The 18,440-nt window shown below is 58.7% G+C and carries 14 protein-coding genes; 12 read left to right on the top strand and 2 right to left on the bottom strand.

The genetic code is table 11. The features are described 5' to 3' along the window. Window positions 1-44 precede the first annotated feature (44 nt). Together J0X19_RS21810 and J0X19_RS21805 are read right to left on the bottom strand one after the other, a co-directional pair. A complete protein-coding gene (locus J0X19_RS21810; protein ID WP_206986535.1) occupies window positions 45-2,375 on the bottom strand; it encodes a TonB-dependent receptor in 2,331 nt (776 codons plus the stop codon). A 96-nt stretch (window positions 2,376-2,471) separates the two neighbouring features. Further along, complete coding sequence (locus J0X19_RS21805; protein WP_206986534.1) at window positions 2,472-2,921, bottom strand: HYC_CC_PP family protein; 450 nt, start codon at window positions 2,919-2,921, stop codon at window positions 2,472-2,474. A gap of 333 nt (window positions 2,922-3,254) precedes the next feature. Here J0X19_RS21805 and mraZ point away from each other — a divergent pair, with 333 nt between their 5' ends. From mraZ to ftsA, 12 genes are all read left to right on the top strand, one after another. Further along, a complete protein-coding gene (mraZ, locus tag J0X19_RS21800; protein WP_206986533.1) occupies window positions 3,255-3,728 on the top strand; it encodes a division/cell wall cluster transcriptional repressor MraZ in 474 nt (157 codons plus the stop codon). Continuing rightward, entirely contained in the window at window positions 3,725-4,657 is a 933-nt protein-coding gene (gene rsmH / locus J0X19_RS21795; RefSeq protein WP_206986532.1) for a 16S rRNA (cytosine(1402)-N(4))-methyltransferase RsmH, read from the top strand. Before mraZ ends, rsmH begins: the two co-directional genes overlap by 4 nt. Window positions 4,658-4,660: 3 nt before the next feature. After that, the gene (locus tag J0X19_RS24875; protein WP_219167858.1) at window positions 4,661-5,398 is read left to right on the top strand and encodes an FtsL-like putative cell division protein; all 738 of its coding nucleotides are present in this window, start codon (window positions 4,661-4,663) and stop codon (window positions 5,396-5,398) included. Then, window positions 5,382-7,823 (top strand): penicillin-binding transpeptidase domain-containing protein, encoded by a 2,442-nt coding sequence (locus tag J0X19_RS21785; protein WP_206986531.1) that lies wholly within the window; start codon window positions 5,382-5,384, stop codon window positions 7,821-7,823. Before J0X19_RS24875 ends, J0X19_RS21785 begins: the two co-directional genes overlap by 17 nt. 66 nt (window positions 7,824-7,889) lie before the next feature. Next, window positions 7,890-9,377 (top strand): UDP-N-acetylmuramoyl-L-alanyl-D-glutamate--2,6-diaminopimelate ligase, encoded by a 1,488-nt coding sequence (locus tag J0X19_RS21780; protein ID WP_394369130.1) that lies wholly within the window; start codon window positions 7,890-7,892, stop codon window positions 9,375-9,377. A 107-nt stretch (window positions 9,378-9,484) separates the two neighbouring features. Next, window positions 9,485-10,705, top strand: a complete 1,221-nt coding sequence (gene mraY, locus J0X19_RS21775; RefSeq protein ID WP_206986530.1) for a phospho-N-acetylmuramoyl-pentapeptide-transferase — start codon at window positions 9,485-9,487, stop codon at window positions 10,703-10,705. A gap of 123 nt (window positions 10,706-10,828) precedes the next feature. Next, entirely contained in the window at window positions 10,829-12,208 is a 1,380-nt protein-coding gene (murD, locus tag J0X19_RS21770; RefSeq protein ID WP_206986529.1) for a UDP-N-acetylmuramoyl-L-alanine--D-glutamate ligase, read from the top strand. Between the two features lie 51 nt (window positions 12,209-12,259). Further along, on the top strand, window positions 12,260-13,438 hold the full coding sequence (locus J0X19_RS21765) for an FtsW/RodA/SpoVE family cell cycle protein (RefSeq protein WP_206986528.1): 1,179 nt from the start codon (window positions 12,260-12,262) through the stop codon (window positions 13,436-13,438). 69 nt (window positions 13,439-13,507) lie between these two features. Next, window positions 13,508-14,599 carry an undecaprenyldiphospho-muramoylpentapeptide beta-N-acetylglucosaminyltransferase gene (murG, locus tag J0X19_RS21760; protein WP_206986527.1) on the top strand — a complete coding sequence of 364 codons (1,092 nt, stop codon included), beginning with the start codon at window positions 13,508-13,510 and terminating at the stop codon, window positions 14,597-14,599. 94 nt (window positions 14,600-14,693) lie between these two features. After that, window positions 14,694-16,151 carry a UDP-N-acetylmuramate--L-alanine ligase gene (locus tag J0X19_RS21755; RefSeq protein ID WP_242583167.1) on the top strand — a complete coding sequence of 486 codons (1,458 nt, stop codon included), beginning with the start codon at window positions 14,694-14,696 and terminating at the stop codon, window positions 16,149-16,151. Further along, window positions 16,141-16,905, top strand: a complete 765-nt coding sequence (locus J0X19_RS21750; protein WP_206986525.1) for a cell division protein FtsQ/DivIB — start codon at window positions 16,141-16,143, stop codon at window positions 16,903-16,905. Before J0X19_RS21755 ends, J0X19_RS21750 begins: the two co-directional genes overlap by 11 nt. A 94-nt stretch (window positions 16,906-16,999) precedes the next feature. Continuing rightward, window positions 17,000-18,394 (top strand): cell division protein FtsA, encoded by a 1,395-nt coding sequence (gene ftsA, locus J0X19_RS21745; RefSeq protein ID WP_206986524.1) that lies wholly within the window; start codon window positions 17,000-17,002, stop codon window positions 18,392-18,394. Window positions 18,395-18,440: the final 46 nt, after the last annotated feature.

Below are 18,440 nucleotides of genomic sequence, written 5' to 3'. Positions count from 1 at the left end.
TCCAACGAAAGCGGCGGTGCATTGCGTTCCGCAGCAGGAATTGGTTACTCGATGCGGAAGCGCAGCCCGGCATAGGTCAGGCGACCATAGGTGGGCCCATATACCATAGCAGCATCAAAGTTCGGGCTAAACGGCGCGGCGGCACTCTGGATGGGGTTGTCCTGGCGGTAGTTGGTCAGGTTCTCCACCCCCACATACACCTCAAACCGCTTGAAAGCGCGCGTCACCTGGGTGTTGAGCAAGGCAAAGCGTGGCGAATACGGCAGCGCCATTTCGTTGGTGCCGTGCTGATGGCCCATCTCGCCGGGGTGCGGCGCCAGCGGCCGTTGGCCATAGGCCTGCACCGTCAGGTCGGCACGCCACTTATCGAAAGCGGTGGCGTAGCCCACGTTGAAAAACACGCGGTGCGGCACCGTCATGGGCCGGCGCAGCAGCTGGCCGTCGTAGGTGCTTTTCACGTCCAGGTACTTGTAGGCTACTTTGGCGGTCAGGCCTTTCACCGGCTCGGTTTGCAGCTCCGCCTGAAAGCTGCGCGAGAAAGACCGGCCACCGGGTTCCAGATTGCCAATCAGCAGCAAACTCGGGGCGGTGTACATATCGGCTACCATCTGGTTTTGAAACGCAGTGTGGTAGTAGTCCGCTACAAACGTAGCGGTGCGGCCGGCCAGCTGGAAGTACTGCGTGATGCTGCCGCCCACGTTCCAGGCTTTTTCGGGCCGCAGGTTGGGCGCAATTACAAATTCGCGGGCACTCAGCAACGAGCCAATATTGTCGGCAATGGGGTTGGCCACCCGGAAGCCGGTACCCGCCGCCAACCGTAGCACCGAGTTTTTGGTGGCGTCGTACTTCAGATTGAAGCGGGGCGTAAGCTGCCAGCCGTACAGGTTGTGCCGGTCGAGGCGCAGGCCGCCCACCAGAATCAGGTTGCGTGAGTTTTGGTAGGTATATTCGGCAAATGCGCCGGGCACGTTTTCGAGGCGGTTGCGGTGCTCCCGGGCGTAGCGGGCGGCGGGCGTTTCGTTGGCGTACGTGAAGCCGTTGCTGAACAGCTCCTGGTAGTTGTCGTAGAGGTAGCTTAGGCCAGTGCGGTAGGTGTGGGCCGTGGTGCCCAGCACGCTCTGAAACAGCAAGGTGGCCTGTGCCGTGCGCTGGGTGCCATCATAGCGCCGCGGCTCGAACGGGGCCGGCTTATAGGAATACGAGGAAGTGAAATCGTGGTGGGTACCGCTCAGTAGCAGCCCCAAACTCTGGTAAGGCCGGCCGGGCCAGGTGTACGACGTTTTGGCGAAGCCCGTGTACCGGTCGGTGCGGTTGGTGAAGCCGTAGTTGCGGGTGTAGGCATCCGTTTCGTTGGCGCGGAAACTGGTCTGGCCGCCCTCCCGCGTTTCACGCAACGCACCCAACCCAATTTCACTCACTATGCCCTTGCCCGACAGGTACTTCCACTTATTGAACACGTTGTACTGCGTGGCCAGTGGCAGGTCCATAAACCCGTCTTTGTTGCGGTCAACGCGGCGGCCCAGGTGGTCGGAGTGCAGCAGCAGCGCCGTGGACACTTTCTTGCCAACCGGCGCGGATACGTTCAGGTTCAGGTCGAATTTGCCAAGGTCGTTGCCGTAAGCGTTGAACAGCAGCCGCTCGGTTTTGTCGGGCTCTTTGAGGCGCACGTTCACCTGCCCGGCAATGCTTTCGTAGCCGTTCACCACCGAGCCCATGCCTTTGATGATGTCGATGCTCTCAATCCAGGTGCCCGACAAATAATTGAGGCGGTACGGGGTGGACAACCCCCGCAACGCCGGCAGGTTGTCGATGGTCAGCAGCGAATAGGCGCCATCCAGTCCCAGCAGTTGAATCTGCTTGGCCCCCGATACGGCATCGGTGGTAGAAACCTCCACGGCGGCGTTGGTTTCGAAGCTTTCGGCCAGGTTGCAGCACGCCGATTTGGTTAGGTCGCGGCTGGTAATGACCTGGCTGTTGGTGGGGGTGAGCGACGAGTAGGAAGGGGCCCGGCCTTCCACTTTTACCTCGCCCAGCTCAGCGCCAGCCCGCAATGCTACTCGCACGTATGGGGTGCCGGTGGTGGCTACGGCAATGGTATCGGCCTTATAGCCGAGGGCATTGATAACCAGGCGGCTGGCTTCGGCGCGAGCGGGCCGGGGCAGCGCAAACGTGCCGGCATTATCGGTGGTGGCGGCATCGGTGGTACCCAGCCAGCGCACCACGGCGCCCGGTAGCGGCTTGGCCGCCGCGGCGTCGGTTACCTGGCCCCGAACCGGCGCCAATAAATCAGCGGAAGACTGGGCACTGGCGGCAACCGAAGCACTCAGCCCAAGACCAAGTGCCGCGACCCAACGCGGCCCGAAAAAAGAAGACATAGTGATGGTAAGTTAGCATTCATTCCAAAGAAAATAAGCTAATGCCTATATAGCACAGCTTTTCTTGCCAGCCTGCTAGGCTAGTGGAAACGAATGCTAAATCACTAGCACTCCGATAAATGTAAGAAGCGTCCGGCCCGCTCGTAAAGGCGGCGAGCTGTCGGCGGCATGCCAGGCCTCAGCTTGCGCAATCAACAGAACGGGCGGGAGTGTGGGCCACGAGAAAGTTGGCTCGCACACCGCCACGAAGGGTGTAGGCAGGAGTTTCGCCCACGTTAGCTCCGGGGTAGGAGCGTCCAGCTTGTGCAGGTGCGCGCTAAACTCGCAGCACGCACCTTTCAGCTTGGCATGCCTGGAAGGGGTATGCTGTTCCGAGGCTGGCTTGGGCGCTGGGCAGCGGTGCTGGGGCGTAGTGAAAACCACCGAAGCCGTCCGGCTGCCACTCTCCCGGCACACGTGCTGCTGCACCGTCATGCCCACCGAGGCGGTGAGCACAAGCAGAGCCAGCCACACGCTGAACAACCGATGAGAGAGAGGACGCTTCACAGTCACAAAGATACAAACCACGAACTTAACCGGAAGGTGCGGAATCCGGCCGCTGCAAGTACACGATTCCGCACACTGCGCAAGGTTGGGAGGAGTACAACAACAAATCCTGTAGGGTATTAATCATAGAAATTATAAGACTGCCATTTTGGCAAGCAAGCAAGTAGTAAGCGGTTTGCAAAGGCAATATGAGAGCGGAGTGCTTAAAATATAGGCTCTATTGCTTGGAAACGACCTTTCGTGGAAGTGGTAGAAAATGGTAAATCGTGGTTGCCTTTTCTGAGGCATTACGTACTTTTGCTAGCATCCCTCCCTACTGCCTTTCCCCAACCCATGAACCTGCTCTCCGGCGAATATGAATGCAAGCTGGACCCGAAAGGGAGGCTGGTGCTGCCGGCCAAGGTGAAAGGCAACCTGCCGGAAGCCTCCGGCAACCAGTTGGTATTGGTGCGCGGATTCGAGCCTTGCCTGGTACTGTACCCCCGCGAATCGTGGCGCATCATTCACGACAAGGTGATGGCGCTGGATGAGTTCAACGAGGAATACCGGCAGTTTCAGCGCAACTTCTTCCGGGGCATGACTGAAGTAGAGCTGGACACCATTGGGCGGTTTATGCTGCCCCGCACCATGGTGCGCTACTCCGGCATCGAGAAGGAGGCCATCATTGTGGGGCTGGGCAACCGATGCGAAATATGGGACCCCACGCGTTACGACGAGTACCTAATCAAGGACCAGCAGAGCTTCTCGAAGCTGGCCCAGAAATTCCTTACCACCGAAACTGGCCCAAGCGGCCCTTTGGCCGCATGAGCAACCCCACCGACTACCTCAACGATACCGCCTACCACCGCCCGGTGATGCTGCGCGAGTGCCTGGAGGCCTTGCAGCTTCAGCCCGGCGGCCGCTACGTGGACGTAACCTTCGGGGGTGGCGGCCACTCGGCCCGCATTCTGGAGCACCTCACCACCGGCCACCTCTACAGCTTCGACCAGGATGCGGATGCCGAGCGCGAAGCCGCCAAGCTGGCCCGCCCGCAGTTCACCTTCATTCGGGCCAATTTCCGCGACCTGCACGCCGAGTTGCAGGCGGCCGGCGCCTTGCCCGTTGATGGCCTGCTGGCCGATTTGGGCGTGTCGTCGCACCAGTTTGATACCCCGGAGCGTGGCTTCAGCACCCGCTTCGATGGGCCGCTGGATATGCGCATGAACGCCGAGGATGGTGCTACGGCGGCCGATATTATCAACGAATACCCGGAAGCGGATTTGCACCGCATTTTTGGGATGTACGGCGAGGTGACCAACGCCCGCACGCTGGCCCAAACGGTGGCCTCGGCGCGGCGTGGCCAAACCATCAGCACCATTGCCGAGCTGAAAAAGGCCATTGCCAGCTGTACGCCACGCGGCAAGGAAAACAAATATCTGGCGCAGGTATTTCAGGCGTTGCGCATCGAAGCCAACGACGAAATGAAGGTCTTACAAGATATGTTGTCGGATACGGCCAAGGTACTAAGGCCCGGTGGCCGGCTGGTGGTGATGAGCTACCACTCCCTGGAAGACCGGCTGGTGAAGAACTTTATGGCCAAGGGTAAATTCTTCGGCGAAGCCGATAAAGACCTGTTCGGCAATACCAACCAGCCCTTCGACGTACTAACCCGCAAGCCGGTGGAAGCTTCCGCCGACGAAGTGGCTACCAACAGCCGCGCCCGAAGTGCGAAGCTGCGCATCGCAATTAAGAATTAAGTCATGGCTACCAATACAATAAAACCCGTAGCAAAGCAGCCCCGCACCAATGCGCCCCGCGCCGTGGTGCCGGAGTTTGTGGGGGCCCCAGAGCCAGTAGCGCCACCCGCGCCCCGGCTGGAGCCCGCGCCGCGTCCCAAGCCGGAACAGAAGGCCTCACAGGCTGCACCACAGCCAGCAGCCCCGCGTAGTTCCTGGAGCGTATTCACGCTGCTCGATCGGGTTACGCGCATGGATGGCCTGTTTCGGGAGGGGTTGCCGGTGCGGTACCTGCCGCACGTGCTGTTCGTGATGTTCCTGATTCTGCTCTACATCGGCAACACGCACTATGCCACCCGCATGAACCGCGCGATTCAGAAGCTGAAGCTGGAAAATGAGGACTTGCGCGCCGACTACACCACGTTGAAATCCGACTACATGGAGGCCAGCAAGCAAAGCGAAGTGGCCCGCAAGGTGGCCGCCTACGGTTTGGTGGAAAGCTCCTCGCCGCCCTTCCGCATCGAAGTGCCCTCGGGCCGCCTCGATGAAGCTTCTCTGGACCTAGTGCCCATCCTGACAGCCGACTCGTTGGCTGCCCGCGCCCTGCGTGACTCGCTCCGGCACGCCGTGCCCGTTGCGCCTATCGACTCGATGAACATTGAAGTAGGAGCGCCGCCCGTGCCTATCGGTACCGATGCCACTGGCGAGCCTGCTGCTGAACACTCCACCGCTACGCCTCGTCGCAATGAAAGGAAGCGTTAAAAAATCCATTGTCACGCGGGTGCGGTTGGCGTTTCTGGGCGTCTGCCTGTTCTCGGCGGCTATTGTCTGGAAGATATCCAACATCCAGTTCAAAGAAGGAGAGAAGTGGCGTGCGCTAGAACAGGAGCGCCGCGTGGTGTACCAGCCGGTATTTGCCACCCGCGGCTCTATTGTGGCCGATGATGGCAAGAGCATCATGGCGACTTCGCTGCCCTTTTTCCGGGTGGCCTGGGACCCAAGCGTAGTGGATAAACAGCTATTTACCAGCAAAGTGGACTCGCTGGCTGGGCTGCTCTCACGCTTTTTCAGCGACCGAAGTAAGCAGGAATACAAGCGCAAGCTCCAGAATGCGTACAACTCACATGCACGGTACCTGCGGCTAAACTCGCGGCAGATCAACTTCCAGGAAAAGAAAGAGCTAGCCGCTTGGCCGATTTTCCGGGCCGGCAAAAACAAGGGCGGAGTCATCTTCGAGAAAGTGGACAAGCGTTTCCGGCCATTTGGCGGGCTGGCGCAACGCACCATTGGCTTCGTGAATGAAGACAAGAACGGCGCAGGACTAGAATTCACCTTCAACCGCCACCTAGCCGGCAAAGACGGCGAGGCCCTGTTCGAGCGGCTGCCCGGCGGCAACAAACCCATCTACGATGGCACCGAAATCAAGCCAATTGATGGCTATGATGTCCAAACCACGCTCGACATCAACCTGCAGGACGTTGCCGAAAACGCCCTTTACAAGTCGTTGGTAGACAACAATGCCCAATACGGCTGCGTGATTCTGATGGAAGTGCAAACCGGCGCCATCAAGGCCGTGGCTAACCTGGGCAAAGTAGATGAGGGCATCTACCGCGAAGATTACAACTACGCCATTGCCGACCAGGGCCGTACCGAGCCGGGCTCCACCTTCAAGCTGGCCTCGATGATGGCCATTCTGGAGGACAACCCCGAAATGACGCTCGACGACATGGTGGATACCGGCCCCGGCCGCAAATACATTGGCGGCGCCGTGAAAACCGACTCGCACGGCTACGGCAAAATCACCGTGAAGCAGGTGTTCGAGAAGTCCAGCAACATTGGCGTAGCTATGCTCGTGGACGCGCAGTTCAGCAAGAACCCCAGCAAGTACACCGATTATCTGAAGCGGTTTGGCTTGCACAAGCCGCTGGGCTTCCAGATGGCCGGCGAGGCGCGGCCCTACGTGAAAGACCCCCAGGACCGGTCGTGGAGCCGTACTTCGCTCACTACCATGAGCATCGGGTATGAACTGAAGCTGGCGCCGCTGCAAACCCTGGCCTTCTACAATGCCGTGGCCAATGGCGGCGTGAAAATGCAGCCCATGATTGTCAAGGAAATCAAGCAGGTGGATAAGGTGCTGGAGCACTTCGAGCCCGTGGTGCTCAACCCCAAAATCTGTTCCGACGAAACCCTGGCCAAGGTGAAAGCCATGATGGAAGGCGTGGTAACGGAAGGTACCGCCCGCAGCATCCGCTCCCCCGACTTCAGCATTGCCGGCAAAACCGGTACCGCCTGGAAGTTCAAGAACGGCGCCTACACCCGCACCTATTCCACCAGCTTCTGCGGTTACTTCCCCGCCGACAAGCCCAAGTATTCGTGCATTGTGGTGGTCGATTCGCCCAAGAAAGGCCGCATCTACGGCGCCGACGTGGCCGCACCCGTATTCCGCGAAGTGGCCGACAAAGCCATGGCGCGTGATGCTGCCAGCCAGCGCCCGGTGCTGGCCCGTACCACGTTCAACCGCGTGAAAACGCCGGTAGTGCAAGCTGGTATGCAGGATGAGTTGCGGCTGGTATTCGAGAAGATTGGGGTGCGGAACGAAACCGTTGCGCCCGATGAAGACTGGGTACGGGTGCCCGTTACCACTGCCAATGACACCGCTGCACTGGCGCTTCAGCCGCTGGCCGTGCGCCCTGGCCGCGTGCCCGATGTGCACGGCTTAACGTTGCGCGACGCGCTGTTTCTGCTGGAAAACCGAGGGCTGCGGGTTCGCGCGCTGGGTACGGGCCGCGTGAAAGCGCAGTCGGTGGCGGCGGGGGCGGCCGTGCGGCGCGGTACGGTAGTGACTTTGGCGCTGGAACCCATTGGGCAGCGCAGCACCGTGGCCCCAATGCCGCTGGTCGCGCCGGCTCCCAGCCAGCTGGTTGAAAACAAGCTGCTGACGCCGGTTGACACCGACCTGGAGGCTAAGACCCGCGAGCTGGCGGCCAAAGCCAAAATCAGAATGGCCGCTGCTAAGGGCACGAATGCTTCAACGCAGCCTAAGAAAGCCGCCAAGAAACCCGAGCCGCGCAAACCGGAAAGCAAACCCGCAACTCCTGCCAAACCCAAGCCTGCGGACGCTAAACCCACCAAAAGACCAACCCAGATAACGCAGCAAACAACGAACGGTAAGCCCAAAAAAGCCTAACGCACAACTCTGCGCCTTCTGCGGAAACTTCAGCGCCCTTTGCGGGCCAAAACCAACTGAACAGCCTTGTCAACCGATAAAGAAATAACGCTCCCCCTGTTTGCCTTGCTGGCCGATGTTACGGTAACATCCCAGCACGGCCCCACCGACGTGCCCGTGCAGGCCCTCACGCTCGACTCGCGGCAGGCGGCGCCCGGCTTCGTGTTTTTTGCCTTGCGCGGCGCGGCTACCGATGGCCACTTGTTCGTGCCGAAAGCGGTGGAGCAGGGCGCATCGGTGATTATCTGCGAAGACCTGCCGGCCGAGTTGCAGTCCGGTACGGCTTACGTGCAGGTACCCGATTCGGGGGAGGCTATGGCCCACATGGCGGCGGCGTTTTACGGGCATCCGTCAAGGAACTTGCAACTCATTGGCGTGACGGGTACCAACGGCAAAACCACCTGCGCCACGCTGCTGCACAAGCTGCTGCGGGAGTTGGGCTACCACACCGGCCTGCTGAGCACGGTGCAAAATCAGATTGACGAGCAAGTAATTCCGGCCACCCACACCACGCCCGACGCCATCCGGCTGAACGAGCTGCTGGCCCGCATGGTGGAAGCCGGTTGCACCCACGCCTGCATGGAAGTCAGCAGCCACGCCGTGGTGCAGCACCGCGTAACGGCGTTGCGCTTCGTGGGCGGCATCTTCACCAACCTCACCCACGACCACCTCGACTACCACGGCACGTTCGATAATTATCTGAAAGCCAAAAAGGGCTTCTTCGACAGGCTGCCGAAGTCGGCCTTTGCTCTCACCAACGCCGACGACAAGCGCGGTATCGTGATGCTGCAAAACACCGCCGCCCGCCGCGAAACTTACTCGTTGCGAAGCGCGGCTACCTTCCGGGGCAAGCTGCTCGAAAATGCGGTGCACGGCCTGCATCTGGAAGTGGATGGGCAAGAAGTGCAGTTCCGGCTGATTGGGGTGTTCAATGCCTACAACCTGCTGGCTGTGTATGGCGCGGCCGTGTTGCTAGGCGAGGAGCCGCAGGAAGTCCTTACGATTCTGTCGGGGCTGCTGTCAGCGCCGGGCCGCTTCGAGCCGGTGTTGTCGGCGCATACCCACGTCACGGGCATCATCGACTATGCCCACACGCCCGACGCGCTGGAAAACGTACTCAATACCATTGCCGATATTCGCCAGCCCAGCCAGCAGGTGATTACGGTGGTGGGCTGCGGCGGTAACCGCGACGGGGGCAAGCGGCCCATCATGGCCAACCTCGCCTGCCAGGGGTCCGACCAGGTGGTGCTAACTTCCGATAACCCCCGCTTCGAAGACCCGTTGGAAATTCTCCGCCAGATGCAGGCCGGCGTGAAAGCCCAGGACCTGCCCCGAGTGGAAACCATACCCGACCGGCGCGAAGCCATCCGGCGGGCGGTGGAGCTGGCCGGCCCCAACGACATTGTGCTGGTAGCTGGCAAGGGCCACGAAACCTACCAGGAAGTGCAAGGTGTTCGGGCTGAGTTTGATGATAAGCAAGTGCTCCGGGAGATGTTCGAGCTACTGGAAAAATGACCATCGTACACCAAAATCTGCAAAAACACAACGCTTGCTGAGCCTTAAAAAACTGGAACCTTTGCAGCTTGCTTGATTTCCTGACTGCAACCTGCTGACCTCGCGCCATGCTCTATTACCTCTTCAACTACCTCTATAAAGTACATCACGTACCCGGCACCGGGGTGTTTCAGTACACCACGTTCCGGGCTGCGCTGGCGGTAGTTACCTCGCTCATTATTGCCCAGTTCTTTGGCAAACCCTTAATTCGGGTGTTGCAACGGGCCCAGATTGGCGAAACGGTGCGCGACCTGGGGTTGCAGGGACAGCTGGAGAAAAAGGGCACCCCCACCATGGGCGGCCTGATTATTCTGCTGGCCATTCTGGTGCCTACGCTGCTCTTCGCCAAGCTCGACAATATCTACATCGTGCTCATGCTGCTGAGCACCGTGTGGCTGGGGCTGATTGGCTTTGTGGATGATTATATTAAAGTAGTAAAGAAGGACAAAGAGGGCCTGGCGGGCCGGTTCAAGATTCTGGGCCAGGTGGGCCTGGGCCTCACGGTGGGCTGGGTGCTGTTCTTCTCCAACGAGGTGACCGTGCGCCAGTACCTGCTGCCCAACGGCCAGCTTTCGGCCGTAGACGCCAGCGGCGTATATCAGGATGTGAAGCTGATGATTACCACGGTGCCGTTCCTGAAAAACAACGAGCTGAACTACGGTGACCTGTTTGCCACGGCCGGCGACTTTTTCAACGAGTACTACGCCTTCTTCTACATCCCCATCGTCATCCTCATCATCACGGCCGTCAGCAACGGCGCCAACCTCACCGACGGCCTCGACGGGCTGGCGGCCGGTACTTCGGCCATCATCGGGACTACGCTGGCGGTGTTCTGCTTCGTAAGTGGTAATGCGCTGCTGGCCGACTACCTCGATATTATGTTCATTCCGAACGCCGGGGAATTGGTTATCTTCTGTACCGCGTTTGTGGGGGCCTGCGTGGGGTTCCTGTGGTACAATTCGTTTCCGGCGCAGGTGTTTATGGGCGACACGGGTTCGTTGGCCATTGGCGGCATCATTGCCGTGCTGGCGCTCATTGTGCGCAAAGAGCTGCTGATTCCGGTGCTGTGCGGCGTGTTTCTGGTGGAAAGCTTATCGGTGATGCTGCAGGTGAGCTACTTCAAGTACACCCGCAAAAAATACGGCGAAGGCAAGCGCCTGCTGCGCATGTCGCCGCTGCACCACCACTACCAGAAGCTCGGCTACCACGAGTCGAAAATCGTGTCGCGCTTCTGGATTGTGGCCATCATGCTGGCCGTGTTGACGCTGGTTACTTTGAAATTGAGATAGATGAATAACGCAGGCGTTGGTTCCCGCAGAGGGCGCAGAAGGATGCGCAGAGGACGCTGAACGTTCTGCGACTTCTGCGTATCCTTCTGCGCCCTCTGCGGGCTAAAACTTACCTGAACAACCATGCATACCGTCGTATTAGGAGCTGCTGAAAGTGGAGTAGGGGCCGCGCTGCTGGCGCAGGCGAAAGGTCACTCCGTGTTCGTATCGGATAAGAGCCCGATTCAGGAGCGGTACAAGCAGAAGCTGACGCAGGCCGGTATTCGCTTCGAGGAAAACCAGCACACGCTGGAAGAAGTGCTGAAGGCCGACGAGGTTATCAAAAGCCCCGGCATTCCGGAAAAAGCGCCCGTTATCCAGGCGCTGCGCGAGAAAGGCACGCCGGTTGTATCGGAAATCGAGTTTGCGGGCCGTTATACCAAGGCTAAGTGCCTCTGCATTACGGGTACCAACGGCAAAACCACCACCACGCTGCTCACTTACCATCTGCTGAAGTCGGCCGGCTACAATGTGGGCTTGGCCGGAAATGTGGGCTACAGCCTGGCCGAGCAACTGATTGAGGATAAGTTCGATTACTACGTGGTAGAGCTGAGCAGCTTCCAGCTCGACGATACCTACGAGTTTCAGCCCTGGGTATCGGTATTGCTCAACATCACCCCCGACCACCTCGACCGGTACGGCTACTCGATGCAGAACTACGCCCTGGCCAAGCTGCGCATCATGCGCAACCAGGACAGCTCGGGCTGGTTTGTGTTCAATGCCGACGACGAGAACATCCAGCGTTACTTCCAGTCGGCGCTGCGGCCCGTTAGCCAGCTGCCGTTCAGCTTGCACCACCGCCCCGACTATCATTTGGCGGCGTACTATACCAGTGAAGACTGCCTCTGCACCAATCTGAGACCTGGGATTAGCCAAGATGGGGAAGAGGTAAACATCAGCGCCTCGCCGCTCATTGGGCAGCACAACCGCCAGAACACCTTGGCGGCCGTGCTGTGCGCTCGGGTGGCCGGCCTTTCCACCGAGCAGATTGAAACCGGCCTGAGCACCTTCCGCAACGCCGACCACCGCCTGCAACCCGTGGGCGAAATCAACGGCGTCCGGTTCATCAACGACTCGAAAGCCACCAACGTGGAAGCCGCCTGGTACGCCCTCGACGGCATCCGGCAGCCCATTGTGTGGATTGCCGGCGGCACCGACAAAGGCAATGACTACACCACGCTGATACCCTTGGCGCAGGAGCGGGCCAAGTCGTTGATTTGCCTCGGCGTTGACAACGAAAAGCTGAAAACGAGCTTCGGTAGTGTGGTGCCGCACTTGGAGGAAACGCAGAGCGTGGAAACCGCCGTGCGCCGCGCCCTGGAGCTGGCCGAACCCGGCGACGTAGTACTTCTCTCGCCGGCCTGCGCCTCCTTCGACTTGTTTAGAAACTACGAAGACCGAGGCTGCCAATTTATTGCGGCCGTGGAGAAACTGATGGAAGAAACCGAGCTGCAAGGCTCCTGAGGTTTCGCTAGTACTTGAAAATCACCCTTCCACCCTCTCACTAGTTCCCAGATGAACGTTATCAAAAACTGGCTGCGGCAGAACCTGAAAGGTGACCCAGTGCTGTGGGGCATCGTGATTCTGTTCTCGCTCATTAGTATTGCCGTAGTGTATTCGGCTACGGGTACGCTGGCTTATAAGCAGAAAGCTGGTAACACCGAGTACTTTTTGCTCAAGCACACCGGCCTGATCTTCGTGGGGCTGGCCTTCATGTGGCTCGCTCACCGCATCGATTACCGCTACTATTCGCGGCTGTCGTTGTACGCGCTGCTGGTGTCGGTGCCGTTGCTGCTGTTCACTTTCTTCATGGGGTCGAACATCAACGAGGCCTCGCGCTGGCTGACCATTCCGGTTATCAACCAAACCTTCCAGCCTTCCGACTTAGCCAAGCTGGCCCTCATTGCGCACGTAGCCTCCATGCTCAGCCGCCGCCAGCAGCACGTGCAGGACTTCAAAACCACGCTGCTGCCCGTAATGCTGTGGGTGGGCTTGATTTGCGGCATTATCATTTTGAGTAACGCCTCCACGGCATTGCTGCTGTTCGGTACTTGCTTGCTGCTGATGTTTATTGGCCGCGTACCGCTCAAGCAGATGGCCGTTATGGTGGCCATTGGCGCCGTAGTGGGAGGCGTGGGTTTGGCAACGGGGCAGCGCATGAAAACGGTAATATCCCGTATCGAAAACTTCACGGATAAGAGCAAGCCGGTGCCGTTTCAGCTGGAACACAGCTACATAGCCATTGCTACGGGCGGCGTCACGGGCAAGGGCCCCGGCAACAGCACCGAGCGTAACATCCTGCCGCACCCGTATTCCGACTTTATTTTTGCCATCATCATCGAGGAGTATGGCCTGGCGGGAGGGGCCTTCGTGCTGTTCCTTTACCTGGCCTTTCTGTATCGAGGGCTGCTGACAGTAGTGAATAGTTACGGCGCTTTTGGGGGGTTGCTGGCGGCCGGCCTCACGTTCAGTCTGGTGCTGCAAGCCATGGTGAATATGGGCGTAGCCGTGGGGCTGGGGCCAATTACCGGTCTGCCGTTGCCGCTGCTAAGCATGGGTGGTACTTCGCTCATCTTCACCGGTATCAGCATCGGTATCATCTTGGCCGTAAGCCGCGGCGAACGGGAAATCCGCCCAATGGTGGGGGAACCCGCCGACACGGCCCGTATTCCCAAAGTATCAGCCTACGCCTAGGTCGTTTTTTGTTGTCTCGGGCCGAGTGAAACCGAAGCCAACAACGAAAAACCAACAACGAAAAACGAAATGAAAATCATCATCAGCGGCGGCGGTACGGGTGGGCACATTTTCCCGGCGGTGGCAATTGCCAACGAGCTGCGCCGCCAGCAGCCGGATGCGGAAATCCTGTTTGTGGGCGCCAACGGCCGCATGGAAATGACGCGTGTACCCGAAGCCGGCTACCAAATAGTGGGCCTCGACATTACCGGGTTACAGCGCAGCCTGACGCCGCAGAACCTGCTGTTCCCGATTCGGGTGATGCGGGCGGTACGCAAGGCCGGCAAGCTGATTGAGAAGTTTCGGCCCGATGCGGTGGTGGGAGTAGGGGGGTACGCGTCGGCGCCCGTGTTGCTGGCGGCTACTTCGCGCGGTATTCCCAGCCTCATTCAGGAGCAGAATTCCTACGCGGGCTTAGTGAATAAGCTGCTGAGCCGCCGCGTCGATAAAATTTGTGTGGCGTACGAGGGCATGGAGAAATTCTTTCCTTCGGAAAAGCTGGTGCTTACCGGCAACCCCGTCCGTACCGAAATTGCCAGCGGCAGCCGCGCGGAAGCCTTCCAATTCTTCGGCTTGAACCCTGATAAGCCTGTGCTGCTGGTTATTGGGGGCAGCCTGGGGGCCCGCACGCTCAACCAAGCTACAGCCGCTGCCTTGTCACGCCTGAAGGCTGCTGGGGTACAGTTGCTCTGGCAAACAGGCAAGCTCTACTCCCCCGAAGCCGCTCAGCAAGCCGCGCCCTTCGCCTCTGACAACCTGAAAGCCTTGGAGTTCATCCAGCGCATGGATTTAGCGTATGCTGCTGCCGATGTGGTAGTAAGCCGGGCCGGGGCGCTGTCGGTGTCGGAGCTGTGCCTCACGGGCAAGCCTAGCATTTTGGTGCCCTCGCCCAACGTAGCCGAAGACCACCAAACCAAGAATGCCATGGCGCTGGTAAGCAAAGATGCCGCGCTGTTCGTGTCGGATGCCGAGGCCCCGGCCAAGCTCTATGACACCGCCTTGGCGCTGCTCCAGAACTCCGCGCAGCAGCAGCAGCTAACCACCAACGTGCAGCAATTGGCACGCCCGGCCGCCACCACCACCATCGTTGACGAACTCCTGAAATTAGTGCGCAGTGCATAGGTTCATAGCCCGCCGAACGTCCAATTCTTAATTTTTAATTCTTAATTTTTAATTGAAACAGTTCGTCTACTTCCTTGGTATCGGAGGCATTGGAATGTCGGCGCTGGCGCGCTGGTTTCAAGCCAACGGGCACACCGTGTCGGGCTACGACAAAACCAGCACGCCCCTGACCGAGGCGCTGGCCGCGGAAGGCATTGCCGTGCACTACGACGACGCCGTGACCAGCATTCCGGCGGCCGTGCGCGAAAACCGCGACCAAACGCTGGTGGTACTCACGCCCGCCATTCCGAAAGATCATCAGGAGTGGGCGTGGCTGCGCGAAAACGGGTACGATATCCGCAAGCGGAGCCAGGTACTGGGCGTACTCACCCAAGGCCACCGCACGATTGCCGTAGCCGGTACCCACGGCAAGACAACCACCAGCAGTATGGTAGCGCACCTGCTCCACCACGCAGGCGTGCCCTGTGCGGCCTTTTTAGGCGGTATTTCCGTGAACCTGGGCTCGAATCTGCTGTTGCCGCCGAAGGAAATTAAAAATGAAAAACTAAGAAGTAAGAATTCTGCGGCATATTCCAGCAGAGCGGAGCCAACAACCAGCAACCAAGAACCAACAACTAGTTCGGTGCCGATTGTAGTGGAAGCCGACGAATACGACCGGAGCTTCCTGACGCTGCATCCCACCGTGGCCATCGTCACGAGCACCGACGCCGACCACCTCGACATCTACGGCAACAAAGAAGCCTTGGTAGAGTCGTTTCGGCAGTTTGTGGGCCAGATCCAGCCCGGTGGTACGCTCATCATCAACCACACCGCCGATGCCAGCGTGGCGGCCGCTGTGCCGGCTGGGGTGCGGGTTATCCGCTACGGCCTCACCGCCGAGCAGGGCCCCGACTTGTTTGCTACCGACATTACGGCGCAAGGCCACCAGTTTCATTTCAACCTGCACGGCCCCCAGGGTATCGTGGCTGACCTGCAACTGGCCGTACCGGGCTACCACAACGTGGAAAACATGCTGGCTGCGGCCTGCGTGGCGCAGCTTGAAGCAGTGGCCCCCGAGCAGCTGCAAGCGGCCGTAGCAGCCTACCAAGGCGTGAAACGCCGCTTCGAGTTTATCGTGACGGCTGGCACCACCGAGCAGCCCAAAGTATATGTGGATGATTACGCCCACCATCCACGCGAAATCGAAGCCTTTTTGCGTTCTGTGCGGGCGCTATATCCAAACCAATACCTGCGGGTGGTATTTCAGCCGCACTTGTTCACCCGTACCCGCGACTTTGCCCCCGGATTTGCTGAGAGCCTGAGTGTTGCCGATGAGGTGGTGCTGATGGATATTTATCCGGCGCGGGAATTGCCGCTGCCCGGCGTAACCTCGGAATTGATTTTGTCCCAAATAACGGCCCCGAAAAAGTCGTTGCAGAGCCGGGCAGAAATCCTGGCAAATGCCGCTGCTGTTTCCAGCTACGACATCTTGGCTACCGTAGGAGCTGGGGATATCGATAAGTTAGTACCTGATTTAAGGAATATTTTAGATATTCACTGGCATGAAGCTTAAGCGTAAAATTCATAACGTGGTATTTGCTACCGGCACCTTGCTGCTGCTGGGGGGCTTGGCCGTGTTTGCCGGGGTGAAACAAGCTAACCGCCCCGTGGGACAGGTAATTGTTACCATCAACAATGAATTCAACAATTACTTCATCAGTGAGCAGGAAGTAACCAACCTACTCACGCGCGGTGGCGAACGGCGCCTGGAAGGTACCCCTCCCGACGAGCTGGACCTGCCCGCGCTGGAAGCCCGCCTGAAAGCTCACTCGTTTGTGAAAGACGCCCAAGTTTACCGCGACCTGTCGGGTAATATTCACGCGGAGGTGCGCCAGAATCGTCCCATAGCCCGCCTAACCCACTCGGATACCCGCCTCGACAGCTACCTGGATGCCGACGGCCACAAGCTGCCGCTGTCGTCATTGTTTACGGCGCGGGTAGTGCCCGTGGCCCGGCAGGGAGGCATCCCGCTTGCTGCGTCCTTTTTTCAAGACTCCACCGGCCAACGTTACCTCGAACTATTGCGTTACATCGACGAAAAGCCTTTCTGGCGTGCCCAAATTGCCGAGGTGTTTATTGGCAGTAATGGCAAGGTTTCGTTCACGCAGCAGGTAGGCGACCAACGCGTGGAATTTGGCTTTCCGGAGAATATTTCGGAAAAATTCGCGAAACTGATGGTATTTTACCGTCAAATACCGCCGGCCCTCGGCTGGAATACGTACCACCGCGTCAACGTGGAGTTCAAAGACCAAATCATTTGTGAGTAGATTTTTCTGCTCCTGAGGCCTGAAAAGCCTATTTTTGCCCGTTAACACCGCACTTAACTGCTAGTTCCCCGCCAGCTTTACCCGACCCTTCCCCATGCAACACGATAAGATTGTCGTCGGCCTCGACATAGGAACCACCAAAATCTGTGCCCTTGTGGGCCGCAAAAACGAGTTTGGCAAACTCGAAATACTGGGCATGGGCAAGGCTGTGTCGGAAGGCGTAGTGCGTGGCATTGTGTCCAACATCGACAAAACCGTTGATGCCATCAAGCGTGCCATTCGGCAGGCCGAAGAAATGTCGGGCATCAACATTGGCGTGGTGAACGTGGGTATTGCCGGGCAGCACATCAAGAGCCTGCAACACAACGGCAGCATCACCCGCGCCTCCGCCGACAATGAAATCACGCAGGAAGACGTGGAGCGCCTCACCGGCGACATGTACCGCCTCGTGACCCCGCCCGGCTCCCAGATCATTCACGTAATGCCCCAAGACTACAAGGTGGATTACGAGGAAGGCATCATGGACCCTGTGGGCATGTCGGGCGTGCGGTTGGAGGGCAACTTCCACATCATTACGGCGCAGAGCACCGCCATCAACAACATCAACAAGTGTGTTACGAAGGCCGGCCTGGAAATCGATAATCTGATTCTGGAGCCGCTGTCGTCGTCGATGTCGGTGCTGTCGGATGAGGAGAAAGAAGCAGGAGTGGCGCTGATTGACATTGGGGGCGGCACTACCGACTTAGCCATTTTCAAAGACGGTATCATCCGCCACGCGGCGGTGCTGCCATTCGGGGGCAACATCGTGACGTCCGACATCAAGCTGGGCTGCCAGGTGATGCAAAACCAGGCCGAGCAACTGAAGGTGAAGTTCGGGAAGGCCATTGCTGAGGAAGCTTCCGACTACGAAATCGTGAGCATCCCTGGCCTGCGCGACCGGGCACCCAAGGAAATTTCCCTCAAAAACCTGGCCTACATTATTGAGGCCCGAATGGAGGAAATCATCGAGCTGGTGTACGCCGAAATCCAGCGCACCGGCCACGCCGACAAGCTGGCTGCCGGTATCGTGCTGACGGGTGGCGGCTCGCAACTCCAGAATCTGGTGCAGCTCACCGAGTATGTAACCGGCCTCGACACGCGCATTGGCTACCCCAATGAGCACTTGGGCAAGAGCAAGATTGAAGCGGTGAAGTCGCCGATGTATGCTACTACGGTAGGATTGGTACTGTCGGGGTACCGCTCACTGGACGAGCGCCTGAACCGGGGGTACGAGCAGGAGCAGCAGTATCAGGCGCCGCCTACGCCCTACTATCAGGCTCCAACGCCGCCTCCGGCGCCGGTGCCAACTCCGGTTGCCAAGCCTGTGGCACAGAAGCCAGCTGAACCTAAAGAGCCTAAAAAGCCTTCTGGAGCTGGTAAGTTTTTCCAAGACATCATCAGCCGCACTAAAGGCCTGCTGATTGATGATTTTGACGACACCAAATATTAATGTCAATTGAAGATTGAGAATTAAAAATTAAAAAATAGGTTGATAA

This window comes from Hymenobacter telluris, from assembly GCF_017313265.1.
GTDB classification, from domain to species: domain Bacteria; phylum Bacteroidota; class Bacteroidia; order Cytophagales; family Hymenobacteraceae; genus Hymenobacter; species Hymenobacter telluris.
This window is presented reverse-complemented; position numbering and strand designations above follow the sequence as displayed.

Excerpts from the sequence above, each read along its gene's own strand:
- mraZ (WP_206986533.1), top strand. The coding sequence starts at position 3,255 with ATGAACCTGCTCTCCGGCGAATATGAATGCAAGCTGGACCCGAAAGGG.
- J0X19_RS21810 (WP_206986535.1), bottom strand. The coding sequence starts at position 2,375 with ATGTCTTCTTTTTTCGGGCCGCGTTGGGTCGCGGCACTTGGTCTTGGG.
- ftsA (WP_206986524.1), top strand. The coding sequence starts at position 17,000 with ATGCAACACGATAAGATTGTCGTCGGCCTCGACATAGGAACCACCAAA.
- mraY (WP_206986530.1), top strand. The coding sequence starts at position 9,485 with ATGCTCTATTACCTCTTCAACTACCTCTATAAAGTACATCACGTACCC.
- murG (WP_206986527.1), top strand. The coding sequence starts at position 13,508 with ATGAAAATCATCATCAGCGGCGGCGGTACGGGTGGGCACATTTTCCCG.
- J0X19_RS21755 (WP_242583167.1), top strand. The coding sequence starts at position 14,694 with ATGTCGGCGCTGGCGCGCTGGTTTCAAGCCAACGGGCACACCGTGTCG.
- murD (WP_206986529.1), top strand. The coding sequence starts at position 10,829 with ATGCATACCGTCGTATTAGGAGCTGCTGAAAGTGGAGTAGGGGCCGCG.
- J0X19_RS21750 (WP_206986525.1), top strand. The coding sequence starts at position 16,141 with ATGAAGCTTAAGCGTAAAATTCATAACGTGGTATTTGCTACCGGCACC.
- rsmH (WP_206986532.1), top strand. The coding sequence starts at position 3,725 with ATGAGCAACCCCACCGACTACCTCAACGATACCGCCTACCACCGCCCG.
- J0X19_RS21765 (WP_206986528.1), top strand. The coding sequence starts at position 12,260 with ATGAACGTTATCAAAAACTGGCTGCGGCAGAACCTGAAAGGTGACCCA.
- J0X19_RS24875 (WP_219167858.1), top strand. The coding sequence starts at position 4,661 with ATGGCTACCAATACAATAAAACCCGTAGCAAAGCAGCCCCGCACCAAT.
- J0X19_RS21785 (WP_206986531.1), top strand. The coding sequence starts at position 5,382 with ATGAAAGGAAGCGTTAAAAAATCCATTGTCACGCGGGTGCGGTTGGCG.